The organism is Sphingomonas sp. UYEF23, assembly GCF_040546165.1.
GTDB classification, from domain to species: Bacteria; Pseudomonadota; Alphaproteobacteria; order Sphingomonadales; family Sphingomonadaceae; genus Sphingomonas; species Sphingomonas glacialis.
This window is the reverse complement of sequence record NZ_JBEPNG010000002.1, coordinates 526,764-550,460: the sequence shown is the minus strand read 5'-3', so window position 1 is coordinate 550,460 and position 23,697 is coordinate 526,764. Positions and strand designations below refer to the sequence as shown.

19 protein-coding genes are annotated in these 23,697 nt (G+C 65.5%); 2 read left to right on the top strand and 17 right to left on the bottom strand.

The annotated features are described in order from the left end of the window. Nucleotides 1-24: 24 nt before the first annotated feature. Genes nagA through ABIB28_RS05855 form a run of 4 tightly spaced genes read right to left on the bottom strand, consistent with a single transcriptional unit; the run spans nucleotide 25 to nucleotide 4,037 of the window. Nucleotides 25-1,182 carry an N-acetylglucosamine-6-phosphate deacetylase gene (gene nagA / locus ABIB28_RS05870; protein WP_354287025.1) on the bottom strand — a complete coding sequence of 386 codons (1,158 nt, stop codon included), beginning with the start codon at nucleotides 1,180-1,182 and terminating at the stop codon, nucleotides 25-27. Next, nucleotides 1,179-2,213: an SIS domain-containing protein gene (locus tag ABIB28_RS05865; protein ID WP_354287023.1), complete on the bottom strand. Its 1,035-nt coding sequence runs from the start codon at nucleotides 2,211-2,213 to the stop codon at nucleotides 1,179-1,181. The genes nagA and ABIB28_RS05865 overlap by 4 nt, the downstream gene beginning before the upstream one ends. A 50-nt stretch (nucleotides 2,214-2,263) precedes the next feature. After that, nucleotides 2,264-3,019, bottom strand: a complete 756-nt coding sequence (locus tag ABIB28_RS05860) for a copper homeostasis protein CutC (RefSeq protein ID WP_354287021.1) — start codon at nucleotides 3,017-3,019, stop codon at nucleotides 2,264-2,266. Nucleotides 3,020-3,029: 10 nt separating this feature from the next. Then, the gene (locus tag ABIB28_RS05855; RefSeq protein WP_189675226.1) at nucleotides 3,030-4,037 is read right to left on the bottom strand and encodes a glycosylasparaginase; all 1,008 of its coding nucleotides are present in this window, start codon (nucleotides 4,035-4,037) and stop codon (nucleotides 3,030-3,032) included. 171 nt (nucleotides 4,038-4,208) lie between these two features. On the opposite strand from ABIB28_RS05855, the gene ABIB28_RS05850 reads away from it, so the two are divergent. Next, on the top strand, nucleotides 4,209-7,271 hold the full coding sequence (locus tag ABIB28_RS05850; RefSeq protein ID WP_354287019.1) for a TonB-dependent receptor domain-containing protein: 3,063 nt from the start codon (nucleotides 4,209-4,211) through the stop codon (nucleotides 7,269-7,271). Nucleotides 7,272-7,510: 239 nt separating this feature from the next. After that, nucleotides 7,511-8,953 carry a carboxylesterase/lipase family protein gene (locus ABIB28_RS05845; RefSeq protein ID WP_354287017.1) on the top strand — a complete coding sequence of 481 codons (1,443 nt, stop codon included), beginning with the start codon at nucleotides 7,511-7,513 and terminating at the stop codon, nucleotides 8,951-8,953. Nucleotides 8,954-8,962: 9 nt separating this feature from the next. Here the strand turns inward: ABIB28_RS05845 and ABIB28_RS05840 are convergent, their stop codons facing one another. The 13 genes from ABIB28_RS05840 to nuoG all read right to left on the bottom strand — a co-directional run bounded on the left by ABIB28_RS05840 (nucleotide 8,963) and on the right by nuoG (nucleotide 23,672). After that, the gene (locus ABIB28_RS05840) at nucleotides 8,963-10,009 is read right to left on the bottom strand and encodes a GGDEF domain-containing protein (protein WP_354287015.1); all 1,047 of its coding nucleotides are present in this window, start codon (nucleotides 10,007-10,009) and stop codon (nucleotides 8,963-8,965) included. An 89-nt stretch (nucleotides 10,010-10,098) separates the two neighbouring features. Beyond that, the gene (locus ABIB28_RS05835) at nucleotides 10,099-10,377 is read right to left on the bottom strand and encodes a DUF1467 family protein (protein ID WP_133189345.1); all 279 of its coding nucleotides are present in this window, start codon (nucleotides 10,375-10,377) and stop codon (nucleotides 10,099-10,101) included. 69 nt (nucleotides 10,378-10,446) lie between these two features. Further along, nucleotides 10,447-12,084, bottom strand: a complete 1,638-nt coding sequence (locus tag ABIB28_RS05830) for a ribonuclease J (RefSeq protein ID WP_133189348.1) — start codon at nucleotides 12,082-12,084, stop codon at nucleotides 10,447-10,449. A gap of 124 nt (nucleotides 12,085-12,208) precedes the next feature. Then, nucleotides 12,209-12,991: a type III pantothenate kinase gene (locus tag ABIB28_RS05825; protein WP_133189351.1), complete on the bottom strand. Its 783-nt coding sequence runs from the start codon at nucleotides 12,989-12,991 to the stop codon at nucleotides 12,209-12,211. A 30-nt stretch (nucleotides 12,992-13,021) separates the two neighbouring features. Further along, nucleotides 13,022-13,813 (bottom strand): biotin--[acetyl-CoA-carboxylase] ligase, encoded by a 792-nt coding sequence (locus ABIB28_RS05820; RefSeq protein WP_354287013.1) that lies wholly within the window; start codon nucleotides 13,811-13,813, stop codon nucleotides 13,022-13,024. Between the two features lie 5 nt (nucleotides 13,814-13,818). Next, nucleotides 13,819-15,258, bottom strand: coding sequence for an NADH-quinone oxidoreductase subunit NuoN (gene nuoN, locus ABIB28_RS05815; protein ID WP_354287011.1), 1,440 nt, complete (start codon nucleotides 15,256-15,258; stop codon nucleotides 13,819-13,821). Then, a complete protein-coding gene (locus tag ABIB28_RS05810) occupies nucleotides 15,255-16,784 on the bottom strand; it encodes an NADH-quinone oxidoreductase subunit M (RefSeq protein WP_354287009.1) in 1,530 nt (509 codons plus the stop codon). Before ABIB28_RS05810 ends, nuoN begins: the two co-directional genes overlap by 4 nt. Nucleotides 16,785-16,938: 154 nt before the next feature. Beyond that, nucleotides 16,939-19,071: an NADH-quinone oxidoreductase subunit L gene (gene nuoL, locus ABIB28_RS05805; protein ID WP_354287007.1), complete on the bottom strand. Its 2,133-nt coding sequence runs from the start codon at nucleotides 19,069-19,071 to the stop codon at nucleotides 16,939-16,941. Between the two features lie 5 nt (nucleotides 19,072-19,076). Then, entirely contained in the window at nucleotides 19,077-19,382 is a 306-nt protein-coding gene (nuoK, locus tag ABIB28_RS05800; RefSeq protein ID WP_010187224.1) for an NADH-quinone oxidoreductase subunit NuoK, read from the bottom strand. Continuing rightward, entirely contained in the window at nucleotides 19,379-19,990 is a 612-nt protein-coding gene (locus ABIB28_RS05795; RefSeq protein ID WP_133189363.1) for an NADH-quinone oxidoreductase subunit J, read from the bottom strand. Before ABIB28_RS05795 ends, nuoK begins: the two co-directional genes overlap by 4 nt. Before the next feature lie 33 nt (nucleotides 19,991-20,023). Next, on the bottom strand, nucleotides 20,024-20,509 hold the full coding sequence (nuoI, locus tag ABIB28_RS05790) for an NADH-quinone oxidoreductase subunit NuoI (RefSeq protein WP_133189365.1): 486 nt from the start codon (nucleotides 20,507-20,509) through the stop codon (nucleotides 20,024-20,026). Continuing rightward, nucleotides 20,506-21,675 carry an NADH-quinone oxidoreductase subunit NuoH gene (nuoH, locus tag ABIB28_RS05785; RefSeq protein WP_354287005.1) on the bottom strand — a complete coding sequence of 390 codons (1,170 nt, stop codon included), beginning with the start codon at nucleotides 21,673-21,675 and terminating at the stop codon, nucleotides 20,506-20,508. Before nuoH ends, nuoI begins: the two co-directional genes overlap by 4 nt. Next, nucleotides 21,672-23,672: an NADH-quinone oxidoreductase subunit NuoG gene (gene nuoG, locus ABIB28_RS05780; RefSeq protein WP_354287003.1), complete on the bottom strand. Its 2,001-nt coding sequence runs from the start codon at nucleotides 23,670-23,672 to the stop codon at nucleotides 21,672-21,674. Before nuoG ends, nuoH begins: the two co-directional genes overlap by 4 nt. Between the last annotated feature and the right edge of the window lie 25 nt (nucleotides 23,673-23,697).

Below are 23,697 nucleotides of genomic sequence, written 5' to 3'. Positions count from 1 at the left end.
CTCTCCTAGAAAGGTAGGTCGTGCTCAGGCCGCAACCGATGGCGGCGGAGCGTGCGCGGCGATCTCGCCGGCGATGACCGTCGTCACTGCATGGAGACCGGCGTCGAGCTGCACCCAATCGGCGCGGCGTCCGGTCGCGATCGTGCCGCGTTCGCGCGACAGGCCGAGGAACGCGGCGGGATTGGTCGCCGCCATTGCCGCGGCTCGTTCCGCAGGCACGCCGAGGCGGTCTACGGTGTTGCGCACCGCCGCCGCCATATCGAGGTCGGACCCGGCGAGCGTGCCATCGGCGCCGACGCAGCGTCCGCCCTCGACGCGAATCTCGCGCCCTTGCAAAACGAAGCTCTTGGTCGCCGCGTTGACGCACGGCATCGCGTCCGACACCAGCATCATCCGGTCGGCCGGTCGTGCGCGCAGCGCGATCCGCAACACGGCATCGTCGACATGGAAGCCATCGACGATCAGCCCGCAATAGACATAGCTGTCGTCGAGCGCCGCACCGACCACGCCCGGTGCACGGTGGACCAGCGGCGACATCGCGTTGAACAGATGCGTCACGCCGGTCACCCCGGCGGCGAACCCAGCGGTCGCCTCGGCATATGTCGCGTCGCTATGTCCCAGGCTGACCAGCACGCCGGCCCGCGCCAGTGCCGCGATTCGATCGGCCGGCGCCAGCTCGGGCGCGAGCGTCACCATCACCTGGCCGCGCCGCGGCTTGAGCAGCAGCGCCATCAGCGCATCGTCGAGCGCACCGAAATGCCGAGGATCGTGGATCCCCTTGCGCGCGATGTTGATCACCGGGCCCTCGATATGCGCACCGAGCACGCCCGGTACGCCCGCCGCGATCGCCGCGTCGGTCGCGTCGAGCGCTTGCGCGATCGCTTCGTGGGTATCGCTGATCAGCGTCGGCAGGAACGCGGTGGTGCCGAACGGGCGATGCGCATCGCCGATCGCGGCAATGCCCTCGACACTCAGCGCGTCGTTGAAGAGGACGCCGCCGCCGCCATTGACCTGTGTATCGATGAAGCCGGGCATCAGCCAACCGCCGTCGAGATCGATCGCTCCTGGACCGGCGCGGTCGACGATCGCGACGATGATACCGCCCTCGACGTCGACCATCGCGTCGCTGAGCACCCCACGCGGCGTGACGATATGACCGTTGACGAACAAATGCGAAGTCATAGCGTAATGGTTACCTTGCTGAGGTGGCTTGGCGCGTCGGGATCATAGCCGCGCGCCCGCGCGAGCGCATCGACCATGCGATAGCAGCGCTGGATCATCAGGATCGGCTCGATCGCGGGATGACCGTGCAGCGCGGGCACCGCGGCGGCATCGCACAGCGCGACGTTCGCGCCGCGCGCGGCAAATTCGGCCGCGACCGCGCGAACGTCGTCGCCCGCCCGGTCCGAGGTGGCAAAGGCCAGGATCGGGAAACCCGCGCCGACGATCGCCATCGGACCGTGGCGCACTTCGGCGGCGCTGAACGCTTCGGCATGCAGCCCGCAGGTTTCCTTGAGCTTGAGCGCAGCCTCCTGCGCGATGCCGAGCCCCAGCCCGCGGCCGATCACGAACAGGTTGGTCGCCGGCCGCAGCATCGCCGCGGCGTCTGGCCAGTCGAGCATCCAGGCGTGCGCCAGCGCCTCAGGCAGCCGCGCGACCGCGTCCTGCAAAGCCGCATCCTCGCGCCACGCCGCGACCAGCGCGGCGAGCGCGGCGAGCGCGGCGATATACGATTTGGTCGCCGCGACCGACCGCTCGACCCCGGCCGACAGCGGCACCAGCGTATCCGCCATCTGCGCGAGCGGAGATTCCACATCGTTGACCAGCGCCACCACGTGGCCGCCGGCTGCCTGCTGTGCTGCAACCGTGCTCAACAGGTCGCTGCTGCGCCCGCTTTGCGAGATCGCGATGCACAGCGCCCGCCCTGCCGCGGCCGGGGCATGATAAACCGAGGCGACCGAGGGTGCGGCCGAGGCGACCGGCACGCCGAGATAGGTTTCGATCAGATATTTGCCGTAGGTCGCCGCATGGTCGGACGAGCCACGCGCGCACGTCACCACAACGGCCGGCGGCGCATCGCGCAAGCGCGCGCCGAGCGCGGCAAAGGTCGCGGCATTGGCCGCGAGCATCCGCGCAACGGCGTTACCCGCGTCGGCGGCCTCCTGGAACATCAGCGTGGCGCCCGCAGGCTGTGGAGACTTGGTTTCGTGCATGCCCGATCCATCTGCGAGGTCAGGCTGGATAGGTTGTATATTGGTATTACTCAAGGGGCGGACCGCAACTTTTCAGCAAGGGCGGCAACCTGCGCGACATCGGTGTCGCCCGCTTGCGGACCGAGGAAGCCGAAACGCCGTTCGGCAAGCTCCTCGGCGACATCGTGGAGCGCCCGCGCCGAGGCGTGGACTTCGCGGATTCCGGTCGCGAGAAGCGCCGGCACAGTCGCGGGGGTGACCCCGCTCCCGGCAAGCAGGACGATCCGCCCTGCGGCCTGCACTTGCAGCGCGGCGAGCGTCGCCACGCCGTCGATCGCGCGCGGCGCACAGCCCGAGGTCAGGATCCGATCGAACCCGAGCGCGATCGCTTGCTGGAGCGCCGCCGCCGGATCGGGCACCAGATCGAACGCGCGATGCAGCGTGAGCGACAGCGGCACGCCCCGCGCGGTGCCAAGCGCGCGCGCCTGTGCGATCCACTGCGCCAGCAGCGTCGTATCGAGGCAATAGTCGACCCTCGACGCGCCGATCACCACCCCCGCAAGCCCGGCCTCGGCAGCATCGCGCATATCCCCGGCAATCAACGCCTGCTCGGCCGGACCATAGACGAATCCGCCCGCACGCGGCCGCGCCAGGAGATGAACCGGCAAAGGCGCCTCTGCCGCCGCCCGGATCAGCGAACCCGGAGGGGTGAGCCCCCCGACCGACAGCGCCGCGCACAGTTCGATCCGATCGGCACCACCCGCCACCGCCGCGCCGATCCCGGCGACGGTCTCGACGCACACTTCGAGCATGACCCGGTCCTTCACCCTGTGCCGCCTATGCCTGGAACAGCGACGCCGCTTTGTGGATCACCGTATGTCCCGCCATGTCGGTCACGGCATAGGTGAACCCCGGCAGCAAACAAAAGGCGCCGACATTCCCGCGCGGATCGAGCGCGAGGAATCCCACCTGCACGCCGCGGATCGCAGCGCCGCGCAGGGTGGCGATGTGGCGCACGACCTCCTCGCATGCCGCTTGCGGCGAGCGCCCGGCGCGCATCGAGGCGATCACCCGCGCGCTGCCCGCGACACGAGTCACTTCTTCGCCGAGACCCGTCGACGTCGCGCCGCCGACGCCCGCCTCGACGAACAGCCCGCTACCGACCTGCGGCGAATCGCCGACCCGCCCGCGCATCTTGAACGCCATGCCCGAGGTGGTGCAGGCGCCCGCCAGCCGGCCCCGCGCATCGCGCGCGAGCAAGCCGATCGTGTCATGATCGAGCGCCCCGCCAGGCGTGTGGAAGGGCGCATTCTCGCTGTTCGCCTGCGGGCTATAGTGCGCGGTCTTCAGCCACTCGCGCCACGCCTTCTCGGATTCGGGGGTCAGCAGCGTCTGTTGCGGAAAACCCTGATCCTTGGCGAAGCGCGTTGCGCCGGCACCAACCAGCAGCGTGTGCGGCGTCTTCTCCATCACCCGTCGCGCGACCGAAATGGCGTGCATCGTATCCTCGAGCGCGGCGACCGCGCCGACTTGCCCGGTGTCGTCCATGATGACTGCGTCGAGCGTCACATGGCCATCGCGGTCGGGATAGCCGCTATAGCCGACCGAGTGATTGTTGGGGTCGGCCTCGGGCACCATCGCGCCCGCCTCGACCGCATCGAGCAGCGAGCCGCCACGCCGCAGCCGCGCGAACGCCGCGTCATTGGCGGCGGCGCCGAAATCCCAGGTCGACACGATCTGTGCACTTGCGGGCGCGCCAGCACCGGTCGCCCCTAGCACCTTTGCAGCGGGCCAGGCACCGGCCGCTGCGCCAACCATCGCAAGCAATGATCTTCTACTGGTCATGCCGTTCCCCTTCGCTTCCGATGATGCGATCATGCCACATGCCACATAAATGTCAAAAGAGGTTCGGTCTGGTATCATTTAGGTATTGACCGACTAGCAAATCCAATAGAACCTACTGACCAGATGTGGTGACGCAAAATGCGCGCTGCTGGTCGAATTAGGGGAAGCTCCATGGTGTTCCGACATTCCGTATCCTTGGGCGCGCTGAGCGCGGCACTGGTCTTTGCGACCCCCGCGTTCGCGCAACAAACGTCAGCGGATTCGTCCGCGAGCCAAGACCAGTCGACCGCGACCCGCACCGCGGTGATGACCGGCCAGGCCGCCCCCGAGGAAACCGGCGCCGATATCACGGTCACCGGCACGCGCATCCCATCGCGTCCCAACATCACCGCAGCAGCACCGATCACCTCGGTCACCTCGGCCGACATCAAGGCACAGTCGCCGAGCAATATCGAGGAAGTGCTCAACCGCCTTCCGCAGATCTCGCCCGACAGCCAGCAAAACTACCAGGATTCGGATGGTCGCCAGCGCATCAAGCTGCGCAGCCTCGGCTTCGAGCGAACGCTGGTCCTGGTCGACGGCAAGCGGCTCGGCACGCAGAACGGCGAAGACGCCGGCATCATCCCGGTCTCGCTGATCGAGCGCGTCGACGTGCTGACCGGCGGCGCCTCGTCGGTCTACGGCTCGGACGCGGTCGCGGGCGTGGTCAACTTCATCCTGAAGCCCGACTTCAAGGGCATCCGCGTCGACGCCAACTATAATTTCTACAACCATATCAACCGCGCGAACATAGTCACCGATCAAGCGCAGAAGAACGGCTTCCCGACCAATACCGGGATGGTCACCGATGGCGGCCGCGCCGACCTGACGCTCACCGCCGGCACCGCCTTGTTCGACGACAAGCTGAAGGTATCGGGCTTCGTCAACTACAAGCACGCCGACCTCGTCCCCTATGGCAACCGTTCGACCTCGGCGTGCCAGCTCATCCAGACCGGCAAGGACGGCCCGCTCAGCTGCTCGCTGTCGAGCTATTCCAAGAGCGGCTACATCTCGCCGCGTTCGGGCGCGAACAACGGCGCCGCCTATATCAACAATCCGGATGGCACGCGGACCTTCGTGCCGTACGGCCCTGGCCCCAACAATGCCGCCAACCCATACGACAATTATTCGTATCAGCGCGCCGACGAGCGCGTGAATGCCGGTGGCTTCGCCTCGCTCAAGCTTTCGCCCGAGATCGAGTTGTACGGTTCGGGCCTGTGGTTCCGCGACAAGTCGACCAACAATGTCCCAACGCGCGTTTTCGCCTACAACAACTATGGCTCGACGCCGTACCAGGTAAACTGCAACAACCCGTATCTGTCGGGCTCGCAGGCAACTGCATTGTGCGGCGCGGCGGCGGGCACCAGCGCGCTGGTCCCGCTCGACATTCGCTATCGTCTTAACGCGCCCGACCTGGTCGACACCTATATCAACACCGGCATTCGTGCGACCGGCGGCGTCCGCGGCAAGATCGGTACGGCGTGGACCTACGACGTCGGCGGCGTCTATGCGCGCAACCAGCAGGACTGGATGCCGGCAACGCTGCCGAACTTCAGTCGCATCAACCAGGCGCTCAACGTCGTCAACGTAGGCGGCACGCCGACCTGCGCGGTCGGCGCGGCGGCCGGCTGCGTTCCGTTCGACGCGTTCAGCGCGGGCAACGCGAACCAGGCGTTCGTCAACTTCATCTCGGGTGGCGTCGATCCCGAAAAGCAGCGCACGGTCAATACCCTGACCAACGTGCTCGCCAACGTGACCGGCGACCTTGGCAAATACGGCATCACCTCGCCCTTCGCCGAGCAGGGTCTCGCCTTCGCGGCGGGCGTCGAATATCGCGAGGACCGCCTGAGCTCGGTCGGCAACGCGGCGTTCCGCGCCGATTACGGTGGGTCGGATTCGAACCTCAGCCAGCATGTCTGGGAAGGCAATATCGAGCTCCAGGCGCCGCTCGTCCAACACAAGCCGTTCATCGAGCAATTGCAAGTCAATGGCGGCTTCCGCCTGTCGAAGTACAATACCAATCCCGACAAATTCACGACGTGGAAGCTCGAGGGCCTCTATTCACCGGTCCGCGACATCGTGCTGCGCGCCTCGTTCAACAAGGCGCAGCGCGCGCCGACGGTGACCGAGACGTATCAGGCGACCAACATCAACTTCAGCAAGCAGGGCGGCTCGCAGAACGATTTCTGCGCGCCCGTCCCGCGCCTGATCGCCGATCCGGCGCGTCCCGGCCAGACGATCACCACCACCGCGCCGCTCGCGTCGCAGGCGGTGTGCCGCGCGACTGGCCTGTCCGACGCGCTGTACGGCAGCGCGCTGCTGCTGTGCCCGGACAATCAGTGCACGGTCCGGTCGGGCGGCTTCACCGCCAATCCCGAGACCGCCTACACCCAGACCTATGGCATCATCCTCAAGCCAAGCTTCATTCCTGGCCTGGTGCTGTCGGTCGATCGCTATCGGATCAAGATCAACAACTCGCTCGGCTATAACGACGACAGCTATTACACCGATGGCTGCATGCGCTCGAACGGCGATCCGTTCTTCTGCTCGGGGATCGTCCGCGCCGCCAATGGCACCTTGTACGCCACCGCCAACACCAACCCGACCAGCGGCTTCATTCGCGCGGGCACGACCAATTATTACTTCTCGATCTCGCGCGGCTATGATTTCCAGGGGCAGTACGGCGTGCGCCTCGGCTCGGTCGGCAAGCTCGACATGAGCTTCAACGGCTCGCTCACCACCTTTGCCGGCGGCCAGGATTCGCCGCTGCAGCCGCAGCGCAACTGCGCGGGCTATTATGGCAATGGCTGCAGCCAGCTGCTGCCGAAGTGGAGCCACGGGCTGCGCACGACCTACACCACGCCCAACGGCGTGTTCAACGCCTCGTTCAACTGGCGCTATGTGGGTTCGTTGACGAGTGCCAACAATTCGGGCGATCCTGCAATCGGCGGCACGCCCGACCGCGCGCAGACGACCTTCTATCGGATCGCTCCAATCAGCTATTTCGATCTCGCGCTGACCTTCAACATCGCCAAGCGCTACAGCCTGCGTCTCATCTCGAACAACCTGCTCGACAAATCGGCGCCGATCCTGCCGAATTCGTACGATATCAGCCTCGCGCGCAGCAACACCATCCCGGCGCGCTACGACAGCCTGGGCCGCAACATCGCGATCGGCTTCACCGCCAACTTCTGACGATCAGTGTAGGGGCGTGCAAACGCCCCTACACTTCGTCTGTATTGATCACGTGGACGGCAGTCCGTCAGGACACCGAACCTCGCACCCCATCGAGCGTATCCGCTCGTCGTGCCGATCGCCGCAAGTCGCTACCCGCCTGCGCGCTTGATCCACCCACGCCATTCGCGCGACGGAGCGACCTCGCATCGTTGCCGACAATCGCGTAGCGTCCTCCGCTCAACGAGGGGACGCACCAGATGACATCGCACCGCCTGATCGCCTTGCTTGCGGGCCTTGCCCTCGCCGCGCCTGCCGTCGCACACAGCGAAACGCCGCCAATCGTGCAGACCGACACGGGCAGCGTTCGCGGAGCCCTCACCGAGGGCGTCGCCAGCTGGAAGGGCATTCCCTTTGCCGCACCGCCGATCGGCGCGTTGCGCTGGCGCGCACCGCAACCCGTATCGCCGTGGACAGGCGTACGCGACGCGACCGCCTATGCGCACGACTGCATGCAGCTGCCCTTCCCCAGCGACGCCGCCCCGCTCGGCACGCAGCCGGCCGAGGACTGCCTCTACGCCAATGTCTGGAAACCCGCCGCGGCGGCTGCGAAACTGCCGGTGATCGTGTGGATTTATGGCGGAGGGTTCGTCAATGGCGGGGCCTCGCCGCCGACCTATGCCGGCGCTGCGCTCGCGCGGCAGGGGGTCGTCTTCGTCAGCTTCAACTACCGTGTCGGGCGGTTCGGCACCTTCGCTCTGCCGCAGCTGACCAAGGCCAATGCCGACGGCGGACGGCTCGGCAATTACGGCATAATGGACCAGATCGCGGCGCTGCAATGGGTGCGGCGCAACGTCGCGCGCTTCGGCGGCGATCCGGCGAACGTCACGATCATCGGCGAAAGCGCCGGCGGCCGCTCGGTCCATGCGCTGGTGACGTCGCCGCTGGCGTCCGGCCTGTTCGCCAAGGCGATCGTGATGTCGGGTGGTGACGCCGCCGTCGAGCCCGGCAAGCCGCTCGCGGCCGCCGAGCAGATCGGCATGACCTTCGCCAAGACGCACGGCATCGACCCCGCCGCACCCGACGCACTCGCCAAATTGCGCGCTTTGAGCGCCGACCAAGTCACCGATGGGCTCAGCTTGATCGAGCTGTTCCAACCCAAGCCCGGGCCGGCCACGTATGGCGGCCCCTTCACCGACGGAACCGTGGTGGTCGATACGCGGCAGGCCTATACGACCGGGCGCTTCGCCAAGGTGCCGATATTGATCGGCGCGACCAGCGCCGACATGGGCGGCAAGACCGGAGGGATGATTGCCGGCGCGCGCGATATTTCGGCAATGCTCGCCGATGCGGGCGTGCCGGTCTGGGGGTATCGCTTCAGCTATGTCGCCACCTCGATCGGCAAGCCCGGCGCCCAGCACGCGACCGATATTCCATTCTTTCTCGATACCGCCGCAATCAAATATGGTGCTGCGACGACCCCCGCGGACGTCGCGGTCGCAAAGACGATCAGCCGCGCGATCGTCACCTTCGCCAGGACCGGCACGCCCAACGGCGCGGGCCTTCCCGTCTGGCCGCGCTACACACGTGCGAACGACATGATCATGGACTTCGGCGCAGACGGCAAAGCCGACGCGCACCGCGATCCCTGGGGTGCGGAGATCGACGCAGGGCGCACCGCTGCGGCAGCGCCGGCGAAATAAGCGCGCCGGTCAGGCAGCGAGCGCGGTGTCCTGGACATACACCGTGTTTCGCCCCGCCTGCTTCGCGCGGTAAAGCAGCAAGTCCGCGGCGGCGATCGCGTCGAGCGCCCGGGTCCGCTGCGTCAGCACGATCCCTGCAGAAAAGCTGATCGGAGCAAGCGCTTCGCCTGATTCCCGGATCCGGAACGCGCGCTTCTGCAGCGCCTGGTTTGCGGTCGCGATGATCTCGTACGCCTCATCGAGCGTGACGCCGTCCATCAGGATGACGAATTCCTCCCCACCCCAGCGCGATACGACGTGCGGTGCGCAGCTGCGCGCAATCGACTCGGCAACCGCCTTGATCACGCGATCGCCGACGGGATGCCCGTGGCGATCGTTGATCGCCTTGAACCGGTCGATATCGCAAATCGCCAAGGCGAGCGGCGCATCGCCCGGCCCCTTGGTGAGTTCGGCGGCGAACCCACGCCGATTGGCGAGCCCGGTCAGCGAGTCGCGCAGCGCATCGTTCTGCGCGGCGGCGACTTCGGCATGCAAGGCGTCGATCTCCTTCAGCGCCGCGACGAGGTTGCGCTCGGCATCGCTCGACCGCGCGATCATCGTCGAGATCGTCCGCGCGATCGGCAGCGATTCGACCTCGATCTGGTCGAGCTCTGCGGTGAGATCGCGCCCGAACTGCCCGGTGACCGACACTGCATCGGAGGCCAGGTCGTGGAGCTGAAGCGTCTGGTGACGCAACCGTGCTCCGGTCCTGGTTTCGGCCTCGGGCGCGGCCTCTGGCGAAGCTCCCTGCGTTCGTACTAAGGCGTGATAGGCGCCGAGGATATAATCGGCCTGGTCCTGGCGCAGCTTTGCACCGGTCGTCAGGACGCTGTCGACCGAGCGGGCGGCAAGACTTTCGGGATCGGTGCGATAGAGGAACCCCAGTTCGTAATTCCCAGGAGTGGGATCGAGCGACTGATCGTCAAGAAATGCAAGGACACTCGCAGCTATCTCCTTGAACGGCGTGCCGCTCTCAGAACCGTCCATCGCCCCCTGTTGCGTCCGCCCGAACTTCATGACCTGCCCCGTTTCCCGCAGCCATGGTACCGACAGCGGGTTAATAACGGATGCAGAACGATGTGAAAATCGTTGCCGCGGCGGTCCCTTTATTCGACGCCGTTCCACGTGCCGAACACGTCGAGCATTTGCGGCGTGAGCCAGCCGAAATGGAAGTTGAGCATGTAGAGCGACCACAGGATCGTCGCGAGGATCGTCACGCGCTTGGCGATCCGACCGGGGTTGAATTCGTGCGGCGCGCTTTCGGCCTGGCCGGGGATGCGCTCGACGCCGGCTTCATCACTGGTCTTCACGCCGAACGGCAGCACGAAGAACACCGAAAAGGCCCAGAAAAGGAAGTAGATCGCCAGCGCCGAAGTCCACCGCATTGGTCTTGATCCCGTCCCGAGCCCGATAGGTTCGCCCCTCCCGATCAAGGGAAGGGCAACGGCGTTGTCTTACGCCTCGATCAGCAGCACGTCGACGTTCGGCTTCTTGCCGGTCCAGCGCGTCGCGACCTTGCGCGTGGCGAGGCGGATCTGCTCGCGCAGCTTGTCACGGTCGCGTCCGCCCTGCTTGGTCGCCGCGATCACCGCGCTGACGGTTTCCTCGAGGAACGGCTCGCGGTCTTCCTCGACCGGGATGCCCTGGATGCGGACTTGCGGCGTGCCGATCAGCCCACGCGACCCGATCGCGACAGCAACCGAGATCTGGCCATTGAGCGCGAGCTTGCGGCGCTCGTTGATCGTCTGGCCGTCACCCGGCAAGATCACGTCGCCGTCGAGCACGAGCCGGCCGACCGGCGCATTGCCGATCTTGGTCGGCGCACCCGGCGCGAGCCGCACGATGTCGCCATTGGTCTGCACCAGCGCGCGCGGAATGCTCTCGGACAGGCCGAAGCGCGCATGCTCCATCAGATGGCGCATTTCGCCGTGCACCGGCATCAGGATCTCGGGCTTCATCCAGCGGTACATCTGGAGCAGCTCGGGGCGACCCGGATGGCCCGACACATGGACATGCGCCTGGCGGTCGGTGATCATGATCACGCCCTTGGCGGCGAGTTGGTTCTGGATGCGACCGATCGCAACTTCGTTACCGGGGATCTGCTTCGACGAGAAGACGACGGTGTCTCCGCTCGCCAGCGCGATCGGGTGCTGGCCATTGGCGACGCGTGCTAGCGCAGCCCGTTCCTCGCCCTGCCCGCCCGTCGCGACGACGAGCACCTTGTCGCGCGGCAGCCGCATCGCGGCCTCGGCGTCGATCGTCTCCGGGAAGTCCTTGAGATAGCCCGTCGCACGCGCGACCTTGAGGATCCGGTCGAGCGAGCGGCCCTGGACGCAGAGCGAACGGCCAGTCTCGATCGCGACCTTGCCGAGCGTGTGGAGGCGCGCGGCGTTCGACGCGAACGACGTGACCATCACGCGGCCCTTGGCCTTGCTGATGACGTCCATCAGGCCCGAGAACACGTCGCTCTCTGAGCCCGAAGCCTCGTTGTTGAAGATGTTGGTCGAGTCGCAGACCAGCGCCAGGATACCGTCCTCGCCGATCGCGGCGAGTTCGGCCGGGCTCGACGGATGGCCGATGACGGGCGCCGCATCGAGCTTCCAGTCGCCGGTGTGGAAGATCCGGCCATAGGGCGTGTCGATCAGCAGCGCGCTTGCTTCAGGGATCGAGTGCGACATCGGCACGAAGGTCACGCCGAACGGCCCCAGGTCGAACGGCGCGTTGGGCTGGATCACGCGCAGCTTGACGCGGTTGGCGTTGCCCTCTTCCTCGAGCTTGCCGCGGATCAGGCCAGCCGTGAACGGCGTCGCGTACAGCGGCACGCCGAGGTCCTCGGCGAGATACGGCAGCGCACCGATGTGATCTTCATGACCATGCGTCAGGACGATGCCGACCAGATCGTCGAGGCGTTCCTCGATAAATTGCAGGTCGGGCAGGATCACGTCGATGCCGGGATATTGCGGATCGGCGAAGGTGATGCCGCAATCGACCATCAGCCACTTGCCTTCGCAGCCGTAGAGATTGACGTTCATGCCGATTTCGCCCGACCCGCCAAGGGCCAGGAAGAGAAGCTCGTTCTTTGGTTTCGTCACGTAGAATCGGTACTTTCATTTCGGCCGCGCCAAGCGCGTGCCTTCGGGTTTGCGCCTGTTAAGCGCGGAATTTCGTAAGAGTTGGGGAAGCGGGGCTCCGAAACGCGGCGCACACTCGCTGACTCTAGGCCTCTATATGGGCGCGATCCCACAGAATCGCCAGCCCCTGAATGGTAAGATCGGGTTCGACCACGTCGAACATGCTGGTGTGCTGCTCGAACAGGATCGCGAGACCACCCGTCGCGACGACCTTGATCGGCCGCCCGACCTCGGCCTTCATCCGCGCGACGAGCCCCTCGATCATCGCCACATAGCCCCAGAAGATGCCGATCTGCATCTGGCTGACGGTATCGCGGCCGATCACGCTGCTGGTAGCGGGCGCCTCGATCGCGATGCGCGGTAGCTTGGCCGCGGCAGTGACGAGCGCATCGAGCGACAGATTGATCCCCGGCGCGATGATCCCGCCTTTGTACGCGCCGGTATAATCGACGACGTCGAGCGTGGTGGCGGTGCCGAAATCGATCACGATCAGGTCGCCGGGGTGACGCGCGTGCGCCGCGATCATCGTGACGGCGCGATCGGCGCCGACGCTCTTGGGCTCGAGCACGTCGAGCGCCATACCCCATTCGACCGGCGGTTCGCCCGCGACGAGCGGCTCGGTGTTGAAATATTTCCGCGCGAGCGTCTGCAGGTTGTGGAGCGCGCGCGGGACGACGGTGGCGATGATGACGCCGCTCACCGACTGGCGGTCATAGCCTTCGAGGTTGAGCAACTGGTGGAGCCACACGGCATATTCGTCGGCGGTGCGGCGCGGATCGGTCGCGATCCGCCAGCGCGCCTTGATCGCGCCGCCTTCGAGCAAGGCGAAGACGATGTTGGTGTTGCCGGCATCGATCGCGAGCAGCATGGGATGAGCCTTGTCCGAACGGATGGGAAGCTAAAGCAGGAACACGTCGCCGGCGTGAATGACACGGCTGCCGCCATCCGCCAAGCGCAGGATGAGCGCGCCGTCGCCGTCGAGCCCGCCGAACAGCCCGTCGATCGCCTGGCCGTCGGGCAGCCGCGCGGTAAGCGCGGTGCCGACCGGGTGCGCGCGCTCGAGCCAGAGCGCGCGGATCGGCGCGAGCCCCTGCCCGCGCCAGATCGCGAGCCAGCGGGAGAAGGCCTCGGCGAGCGTTTCGGCGAAGTCGGCAGGGTCTGGGGTTACGCCGTGATCGGCAAGGCTGGTGGCCAGCCGATCGGTATCGTCAGGGTGATGCGCGAGATTGATGCCGATCCCGACGATCACCGCGTCACCGGAGCGTTCGAGCAGAATGCCGGAGAGCTTCGCACCGTTCAGAAGCAAGTCGTTAGGCCACTTGATCCACATCGTCGCCCCGGCGCAGGCCGGGGCCGCTGGCGCATCGCGCGCACCGGCCGGTGCATGTCCTAACGCAGCGCCCCCGGCCTCCGCCGGGGCGACGGTATCGGTCAGATAGACGCGAACCACCTCTTCCAAGGCAATCGCAGCAACCAAAGCCAGCGTAGCCGCCGCCGGATCCCCAGCGCGCACCCGCACCACCGTCGACCCGTAGAAATTCCCGACCGGCGAGGCCCACACGCGCCCCTGCCGCCCGCGCCCGCCACTCTGCCGCTCGGCCCGCAGCCACACCCCCTCCTCGGCGCCCGCAGCGGCGAGGAGGAGCATATCGGCGTTGGTAGACCCCGTCTCGGCGACGGTCCGGATCATAGCCGTCAGAACAGCGCCTTCGCCGCGAACATCGTCGCCACGCCGAGCGGTGCGAGCAGCAGCCAGCCGACCGGCGACACGAACACCGCCGACACCGCGATCACCGCGCTCTCGACCGGCGTCGCGCGGCCCGAATAGGCCTCCGCAGGTTCATCGAAGTACATCACCTTGATGACGCGCAGATAATAGTACGCACCGATCACCGAGGCGACGAAGCCGACCACGGCCAGCGGATAGAGCCCCGCATTCACGGCTGCTGTAAACACCGCCAGCTTGGCGTTGAAGCCCAGCAACGGCGGGATACCCGCGAGCGAGAACATGAAGATCGCCATCGCCAGCGCCAGTCCCGGCCGCGCGCGCGACAGGCCAGCCAAGCTCGCCAGCGTCTCGACCGGCTGGCCCTCGGCATCCTTCATCTGCAGGACGACGACGAAGCTGCCGAGCGTCATCACGACATAGACGGTGAGGTAGAACAGCACCGACGCGACGCCCTCCTGCGTGCCGGCCGCAAGGCCGACGAGCAGGAAGCCGACATTGTTGATCGACGAATAGGCCAGCAGTCGCTTCACGTTGGTCTGGCCGATCGCCGCGACCGCGCCGAAGATGATCGACGCGAGCGACGCGAAGATCACGATCTGGCGCCACTGGTCGGTCGCCGGGCCCATCGCCTCGATCGCGACACGCACCGCAAGCGCGACCGCCGCAACCTTCGGCGCCGACGCGAAGAAGGTCGTCACCGGGGTCGGCGCGCCTTCGTACACGTCGGGGGTCCACATGTGGAACGGCACCGCGCTCATCTTGAAGGCGAGGCCAGCAAAGACGAACACCAACCCGAAGGTCAGGCCGAGCGAATGGCCCGCGCCATACGCCGTCGCGATCGACGAGAAGAGCGTCGTGCCGCTGAAACCATACACGAGGCTGATACCGTAGAGCAGGATGCCGCTCGCCAGCGCGCCGAGCACGAAATATTTGAGGCCCGCTTCCGCCGAGCGCGTATCGCGCCGCATGAAGCTCGCCAGCACGTACGCCGCAAGGCTCTGCAGCTCGAGACCGACATAGAGCGTCAGCAGATCGCCCGCCGACACCATCATGCCCATGCCCGCTGCGGAGAGCAGGATCAGCACCGGATATTCGGGACGCAGATCGTCACCGCGCCCCTGCGCGAAGAAGCGCGGCGCGATCAGGATCGCAACCGCCGAGGCTACGTAGATCAGCACCTTGGCGTAAGCCGCAAAGGCATCGGCGCGATACAGCCCTTCGAACGCAGCGCCACCCTTAGATGCCGGCCCGAGCAGCGCCAGCCCGGCGCCGATCAGCACCGCGACCGAGGCCCACGACACCAGCCGCGTCGAGCCCTGCCCGCCCCAGGCGGACACCAGCATCAAAGCGATCGCCCCTGCCGCAAGCACCAGCTCGGGCAACGTCATCAACAGCGAAGCGTTCATGGCCGTGCCTCCGCATGTGCCGCGGGTGTGGCCGGAGCCTTGCCCGGCGTCGGCAGCGAGTCACCCTTGGGCGTCGCGCGTGCGATCCGTGCCTCGAGCGTCGCGACATCGCTGCGCATCGGGGCAAGGAAGCTCTCGGGGTACACACCCATCCACAGAGCGACAGCAGCGATCGGGGCGAGCAGCGCCATTTCACGCAGGCTAATGTCCTTCATCGCACGGACGTCGTCATGAACGATCTCGCCGAAAACGACACGGCGGTAGAGGTAGAGCATGTAGGCGGCACCCAGGATGATGCCCGTCGTGCAGAGCAAGGTGGCAGTGGTGGAGACACGGTAGGTCCCGGCGAGCGAGAGGAACTCGCCGACGAAGCCGCTCGTCCCCGGCAGGCCGATCGAGGCCATCGTGAAGAACAGGAACAGCATCGCATACCGCGGCATGTTGATCGCCAGGCCGCCATAGCGCGAGATCTCGCGGGTATGGAGCCGGTCGTAGATGACGCCGACGCACAGGAACAAAGCCGCCGAGACGAGGCCATGCGAAAGCATGACGATCATCGCGCCCTCGATGCCCTGCCGGTTGAAGGCGAACAGGCCGATCGTCACGATCGCCATATGCGCGACCGACGAATAAGCGATCAGCTTCTTCATGTCGGACTGCACGAGTGCGACGAGCGAGGTGTAGATCACCGCGACGGCCGACAAAGCGAGGATCAGCCAGGTCAGCTGCGCCGAGGCTTCGGGGAACATCGGCAGCGAGAAGCGCAGGAAGCCGTATCCGCCGAGCTTCAGAAGCACGCCCGCCAGGATCACAGACCCTGCGGTCGGCGCCTGCACGTGCGCGTCGGGAAGCCAGGTGTGGAACGGCCACATCGGCATCTTCACCGCAAACGACGCGAAGAAGGCAAGCCACAGCCAGGTCTGCACCTGCACCGGGAAATCGGTGTTGAGCAAAGTCGGGATGTCCGAGGTGCCGGCGAAATTCACCATCCACAGCATCGCGACGAGCATCAGCAGCGAGCCGAGCAGCGTGTAGAGGAAGAATTTGTACGATGCGTAGATCCGGTTCACCCCGCCCCAAATGCCGATGATCAAATACATCGGGATCAGGCCGGCTTCGAAGAAGATGTAGAACAGGAACAGATCCTGCGCCGCGAAGGTGCCGATCATCAGCACTTCGGTGATGAGGAACGCCGCCATATATTCTTGGACGCGCTTTTCGATCGCGACCCAGCTCGCGCCGATGCAGATCGGCATCAGGAAGACGCTGAGCATGACCAGCAGCAGCGCGAAGCCGTCGAGGCCGAGCTTCCAGCTGAACACGCCAAGGCTGCCGGCATTCTCGACGAACTGCCACTGCGGACCGCCGATGTCGAAGCTCGCCCACAGGCCGATCCCGAGCACGAAATCGATCAGCGTCGCGATCAGCGCGATCCAGCGTGCGCCCTGCGCACTGACGAAGAGGCACGCAACCGCCGCAAGCGCGGGGATGGCGAGCATAACGGAGAGGATGGGGAAACCGGTCATTATATCCCCGTCACCCCGGCGAAGGCCGGGGTCGCTGCGTTGGTGTGTCCGGCGTCAGCCACATGCGGCTGGCCGGCCCCGGCCTGCGGGGTCCCCAAAAAGTAATACTTTTTGGGGTGCCCCGGCGCCGGGGCGACGAAAAAGAGGCGCGCGCTCATCGCGTGATCGCCCAGGTGACGGCGCCGGTCAGACCGAGCAGCATGACAAAGGCATAAGTGTAGACATATCCAGTTTGCAGCTTTCCAGCGACGCGCGAGCCTTGCGACACGACCCAAGCCGAGCCGTTGGGGCCGAGCCGATCGATCGTCTGCTCGTCACCGCGGTGCCAGAAGAAGCGGCCGATGGCGAAAGCGGGTTTGACGAAGAGCAGGTTGTACAGCTCGTCGAAATACCATTTGTTGAACAGGAAGTCGTAGACCGGGGCATAGGTCTCGGCGAGCTTCCGCGGCGCGTGCGGCGAGCGGATGTAGAAAATGTAGGCGCCGAGCAACCCGGTCAGCATCGCGATCGACGCCGACAGTTTCACGCCCAGCGGCACTTCGTGCATCGCGTGCATCAGATGCTCGCGGAACGCGATCGCGCCGTGCCAATATTCCCCGCCTGCGGTCGGCTCGATGAAATAGCCGTGGAACACGAAGCCCGCAGCGATCGCGCCGATCGACAGGATAATCAGCGGCAGCAGGATCGGGAACGGGCTCTCGTGCGGATGATAGCCGCCCGTGCCGTCGCCATGCGTGGTGAACACCGGATGCGCCTGGACGACGTGGCCACGGCCATGATCGTGACCATGCGGCTCGCTGCCCTGCCCTTCCTCGGCGGCTTCGCCGTGGTGCGCATGTGCGGCAGTCGTGCCGTGGTCGTCATGGCCGTGGCCATGCGCGTCGTGGATCGCGTGCTGGATATGCTCGGACTGCTCCCAGCGCGGCTTGCCCCAGAAGGTCAGGAACATCAGGCGCCAAGAGTAGAAGCTGGTCAGCAGCGCGACGATGATCCCGACGATCGACGCGCCATGCTGGCCCGAAGCCCACGCCGCCTCGATGATCGCATCCTTCGAATGGAAGCCGGCGAAACCGATCGCAAGCGGGTTGCCGAACACGGCGGGGATGCCGACACCGGTGATCGCCAGCGTGCCCATCATCATCCCCCAGAAGGTGATCGGGATCGATTTCCGCAGGCCGCCATAATAGCGCATGTCCTGCTCGTGATGCATCGAATGGATCACCGAACCCGCACCGAGGAATAGCAGCGCCTTGAAGAAAGCGTGCGTGAAGAGGTGGAACATCGCAGCGCCATACGCACCACAGCCAGCGGCGAAGAACATATAGCCGAGCTGCGAGCAGGTCGAATAGGCGATCACGCGCTTGATGTCGGTCTGCACCAGCCCGACGGTCGCTGCGAACAGGCACGTCGCGGCACCCACCGTCATCACGACGGTCAGCGCGAACGGCGAGGTCTCGAACATCGGCGACAGGCGGCACACCATGAACACGCCCGCAGTGACCATCGTCGCCGCGTGGATCAGCGCCGACACCGGGGTCGGGCCTTCCATCGCGTCGGGCAGCCAGGTGTGGAGCCCGAGCTGCGCCGACTTGCCCATCGCGCCGACGAACAGCAGCAGGCAGAGCACCGTCATCGTATCGAAGCGGCCGCCGAAGAAGCCGATCGTCGACCCGGCCATCCCGGGCGCGAGCCGCAGAATCTCTGGGATCGAGACGGTGTTGAACACCAGATACGTGCCGAAGATGCCGAGCATGAAACCGAGATCGCCGACGCGGTTGACGACGAACGCCTTGATCGCGGCAGCGTTGGCGCTGGGTTTCCGGAACCAGAAACCGATCAGGAGGTAGGATGCGAGACCCACGCCTTCCCAGCCGAAGAACATCTGGACCAGGTTGTCGGCGGTCACCAGCATCAGCATCGCGAAGGTGAAAAGCGACAGATACGCGAAGAAGCGCGGCTGGTCGGGATCCTCCTCCATATAGCCCCAGCTATACAGATGGACGAGCGCCGACACCGACGTGACGACAACGAGCATCACCGCGGTCAGCGCGTCGACGCGCAGCGACCAGTCGATGTGCATGTCGCCCGAATGGATCCAGTCGAGCACCGGCGTGACCGTCGCTTCGCCACCACCGAGGTAATGGATGAAGATCGGCCAGCTAAGGATGCACGAGGCGAACAGCGCGCCCGTAGTAACGACCTTCGGCAGGATCGCACCGAAGCTCTTGTTCGCGAAGCCCGCGACGATCGCCGCGAGCAGCGGCAGGAAGACGATGAAGAGGATCACGAAATTTACCCCTGCATCCGGTTGGCGTCGTCGACCGAGATCGTCCCGCGGCTACGGAAATAGATGACGAGAATGGCAAGCCCGATCGCGGCCTCACCCGCCGCGACGGTCAGCACGAACATCGCGAACACCTGGCCGACGAGATCGTGAAGATACCCCGAGAAGGCGACGAAGTTGAGGTTCACCGCGAGCAGGATCAGCTCGACCGCCATCAGCATGACGATGAGGTTCTTGCGGTTGGCGATGATGCCGAGCACGCCAAGCGCGAACAGGATCGCGCCGACCACGAGATAATGGCCGAGACCAATCACAGCTCAATTCCCTTGCCGACGGTAGGTTGCGTGTTGCGCGTGGCATCCTGCGGACGCCGTGCGTTCTGGCGGCTGACATTCTGCGCGCGCGCACCCTTGCGCTCGCGGTGCGTCAGCACGATCGCGCCGATCATCGCGACAAGCAGCACGAGACCCGCCCCCTCGAACACGAACAGATAGCGCGTGTAGAGCAGCATCCCGAGCGCCTCGATGTTGGGCAGCGTGTCGGGCGTCGGCGCGGCGCGGCGCGCGAGCTCGATCTTGCCGGCGCTCCAGGCACCGAACGCGACCATGATCTCGGCGGCGAGGCCGACCGCGAACACCGCGCCGATCGCCGCATATTTGGCGAACCCGGCGCGCAGCTCGGCGAAGTCGATGTTGAGCATCATCACGACGAACAGGAACAGCACCGCGACCGCGCCGACATAGACGATGACGAGCAGCATCGCGATGAACTCGGCGCCGACCAGGACCATGAGGCCGGCAGCGTTGAAGAAGGCCAGGATCAGCCACAGCACGGCGTGCACCGGATTGCGCGCGGTAATGGTCAGCGCGGCGGACGCGATGACCAGACCAGCGAACAGGTAAAAGGCGATTGCTTGGATCACGGAATCAGTGGGCCCCTCTAAGTCGCGTGGCGCTTAACGGTACGGTGCATCGGCGGCAAGGTTCGCCGCGATGGCGCTTTCCCAGCGGTCGCCGTTGGCGAGCAGTTTCGCTTTGTCGTAGATCAGCTCTTCGCGCGTTTCGGTCGCATATTCGAAGTTCGGGCCTTCGACGACGGCGTCGACCGGGCAGGCTTCCTGGCACAGGCCACAGAAGATGCACTTGGTCATGTCGATGTCGTAGCGCGTGGTGCGGCGGCTGCCGTCGTCGCGCGGTTCGGCCTCGATCGTGATCGCCTGCGCCGGGCACACCGCCTCGCACAGCTTGCACGCGATGCAGCGTTCCTCGCCGTTCGGATAGCGCCGCAGCACGTGCTCGCCACGGAAGCGCGGCGAGATCGGGTTCTTCTCGAACGGATAGTTGATCGTCGCCTTGGCCTTGAAGAAATATTTCAAGGTCAGCGTGTGCGCCTTGAGAAATTCCCAGAGCGTGTACGACTTGATGATCTGCCCGATGTTCACGAGCGCTTCTCCGTCTGGTTCGCGGACGCGGTCTGGCACATGCCATCGGTGGGATAGCGCGGACGACCGTCGTCATAGAGATATTGCTTGGAATAGACCCGGTCCTGCGGCGCACACTCGGTACCGACGCGGGTGAGCATCAGCACGCCCGAGACGAGGAACACCCAGAACAGCGACAGCGGAAGGAAGATCTTCCAGCCGAGCCGCATCAGCTGGTCGTAGCGATAGCGCGGCACGGTCGCCTTCACCCAGCTGAACAGGAAGAAGAACACCAGCATCTTGAGGAAGAGCCAGAGGATCCCCGGCACCATGTACAGGATCGGGATGTCGAGCGGCGGCAGATAGCCACCCCAGAACAGCGTCGCGTTGAGCGTGCACATCAGGATGACGTTGGCATATTCGCCAAGCCAGTAGAGCGCGAACGACATCGACGAATATTCGGTCTGGTAGCCGGCGACGAGCTCGCTCTCCGCCTCGGTCAGATCGAACGGCGCACGCTGCGTCTCGGCGAGCGACGAGATGAAGAACACCACCGCCATCGGGAACAGCAACGGGTTGATGAAGAAGCCGTTGATCAGGCCGAAGCCCATGCCCTTCTGCGCCTGAACGATGTTCGTCAGGTTAAAGCTGCCGGTCCACAGCACGATCGAGATCAGCACGAAGCCGATCGCGACTTCATACGATACCATCTGCGCCGCAGCGCGGATCGCCGAGTAGAACGGATATTTCGAGTTGGACGACCAGCCGGCGAGGATGATGCCGTACACGCCGAGCGACGACGCCGCGAGCACGTAGAGCAAGCCGACATTGATATCGGCGATCGCGGCACGCGCATCGAACGGCACCACCGCCCACACGATCAGTGCCACCGTGAAGGTGATGATCGGCGCGAGCAGGAAGAGCACCTTGTTCGACGCGGACGGGATGATGGTTTCCTGCAGGAAAACCTTCAACCCGTCGGCGAACGACTGGAGCAGGCCGAACGGCCCAACGACGTTGGGGCCGCGGCGCAGCGCCATCGACGCCCAGATCTTGCGATCGGCATAGATGATCATCGCAACCGACAGCATCAGCGGCAGCGCGACGAGCAGGATGTCCATCAGCGTGGCGGCGAACCACGCCCAACCATAGTCCCAGCCGAAACGATAGGTGAAGAAGGAGGTCATTCCGCCGCCTCCGCATAGTCGACACCGTGGACGAGTTCGGACGAGCAGCGCTGCATCGTCGGGCTCGCGCGGCAGATCGCGTTGGTCAAGTAGAAGTCCTGGATCGGATAGCCGGTGATCTCGCCAGTCACCGATGCGTCGAGCGCAGGCGGTGCCCAGTCGAAGCTGGCGAGGCCGAGCGTCGCGAGCGCAGGCGTATCGACGCCCATGTTCGCACGCAATTCCTCTATCGTGTCGAACGGCAGCGTCTTGCCGAGCACCGCCGACAGCGCGCGCAGGATCGTCCAGTCGTCACGCGCGTCGCCCGGCGGGAACACAGCCCGCTCGCCGCGCTGAACGCGGCCTTCGAGGTTGACGTAGGTGCCCGACTTCTCGGCGTAGCTCGCGCCCGGCAGGATCACGTCGGCAGCCGCCGCGCCCTTGTCGCCGTGATGGCCGACATAGACCTTGAAGCTGCGAGCGAATTTGCTGAAATCGACTTCGTCGGCGCCGAGGAAGAAAACGAGCTTAGGCGCCGCCGCGACGAGATCGGCGATGCCGCCCTTCTGCGCGAAGCCGAGCATCAAACCACCCATCCGGCTCGCCGCCATATGAACGACGTTGAAGCCGTTCCACGCATCCTTGATCAGGCCAAGCGGCGAAACCAGCGCGAGCGCGGCGCCGAGCGCCTTGAGCCCTGCCCCGCCGACGATCACCATCGGACGCTCTGCCGAAGCGAACGCCTCGGTGACGGCTTCCGGCAAATTGCCGAGCAGCGCCAGATCGGCGCCGAGCCATTCGACCTTGTAGGTCAGCTCGGTTTCCGGCCCGATCGCGAAGACCTTGGCGCCCTTCTTGATCGCCTTGCGGATCCGCGTGTTCACCAGCGGCGCTTCCCAGCGCAGGTTGCTGCCGACGAGCAGGATCACGTCGGCCTTTTCGGTGCCGGCGATCGTGGTGTTGAAATTGACCGCGGCGAGGCTCGACGTGTCGTAATCCATGCCGGTCTGGCGGCCCTCGAGCAGGGTCGACCCCATGCTCGCGAGCAGCGCCTTGGCGGCATACATCGTCTCGGCGTCGACCAGGTCACCGGCAACGGCGGCAACGCTAGAACCCGCGTCGACTGCGGCGATGGCAGCGAACGCTTCGTCCCAGGTCGCCTTGGTCAAGCGGCCGTCCTTGCGGATGTACGGCGTGTCGAGGCGCTTGCGCACCAAGCCATCGACGGCGTGGCGAGTCTTGTCGCTCGCCCACTCCTCGTTCACGTCCTCGTTGACCCGCGGCACGGCGCGCAGCACCTGGCGACCGCGGCTGTCGAGCCGGATGTTGGTGCCGACCGCGTCCATCACGTCGATCGTCAGCGTCTTCTTGAGCTCCCACGGACGCGCCTCGAAAGCGTAGGGCTTCGAGGTCAGCGCGCCGACCGGGCAGAGATCGACGACATTGCCCGAAAGCTCGCTCGTGACCGCGCCTTCGAGGTACGACACGATCTGCATGTCCTCGCCGCGACCGATCGCGCCGATTTCCTCGACGCCGGCGACTTCCTCGGCAAAGCGAATGCAGCGCGTGCACTGGATGCAGCGCGTCATCACCGTCTTGACGATCGGCCCCATATATTTCTCGGTGACCGCGCGCTTGTTCTCGTCATAGCGCGAGTGGCCGCGGCCGTAAGCGAGGCTCTGGTCCTGCAGGTCGCATTCGCCACCCTGGTCGCAGATCGGGCAATCGAGCGGATGGTTGATGAGGAGGAACTCCATCACCCCTTCACGCGCCTGCTTGACCATCGGCGAGTTGGTGAAGATCTCCTGCTTGTCCGCCGCCGGCAGCGCGCACGACGCCTGCGGCTTGGGGGGGCCGGGCTTCACTTCGACCAGGCACATCCGGCAATTGCCGGCGATGCTCAGGCGCTCGTGATAGCAGAAGCGCGGGATTTCCTTGCCGGCGATCTCGCACGCCTGGAGCACGGTCGCGCCCGCTGGCACTTCGACTTCGACGCCATCGACTTTGACAATAGGCATCAGTGAATCTCGATCTTAGCGATTG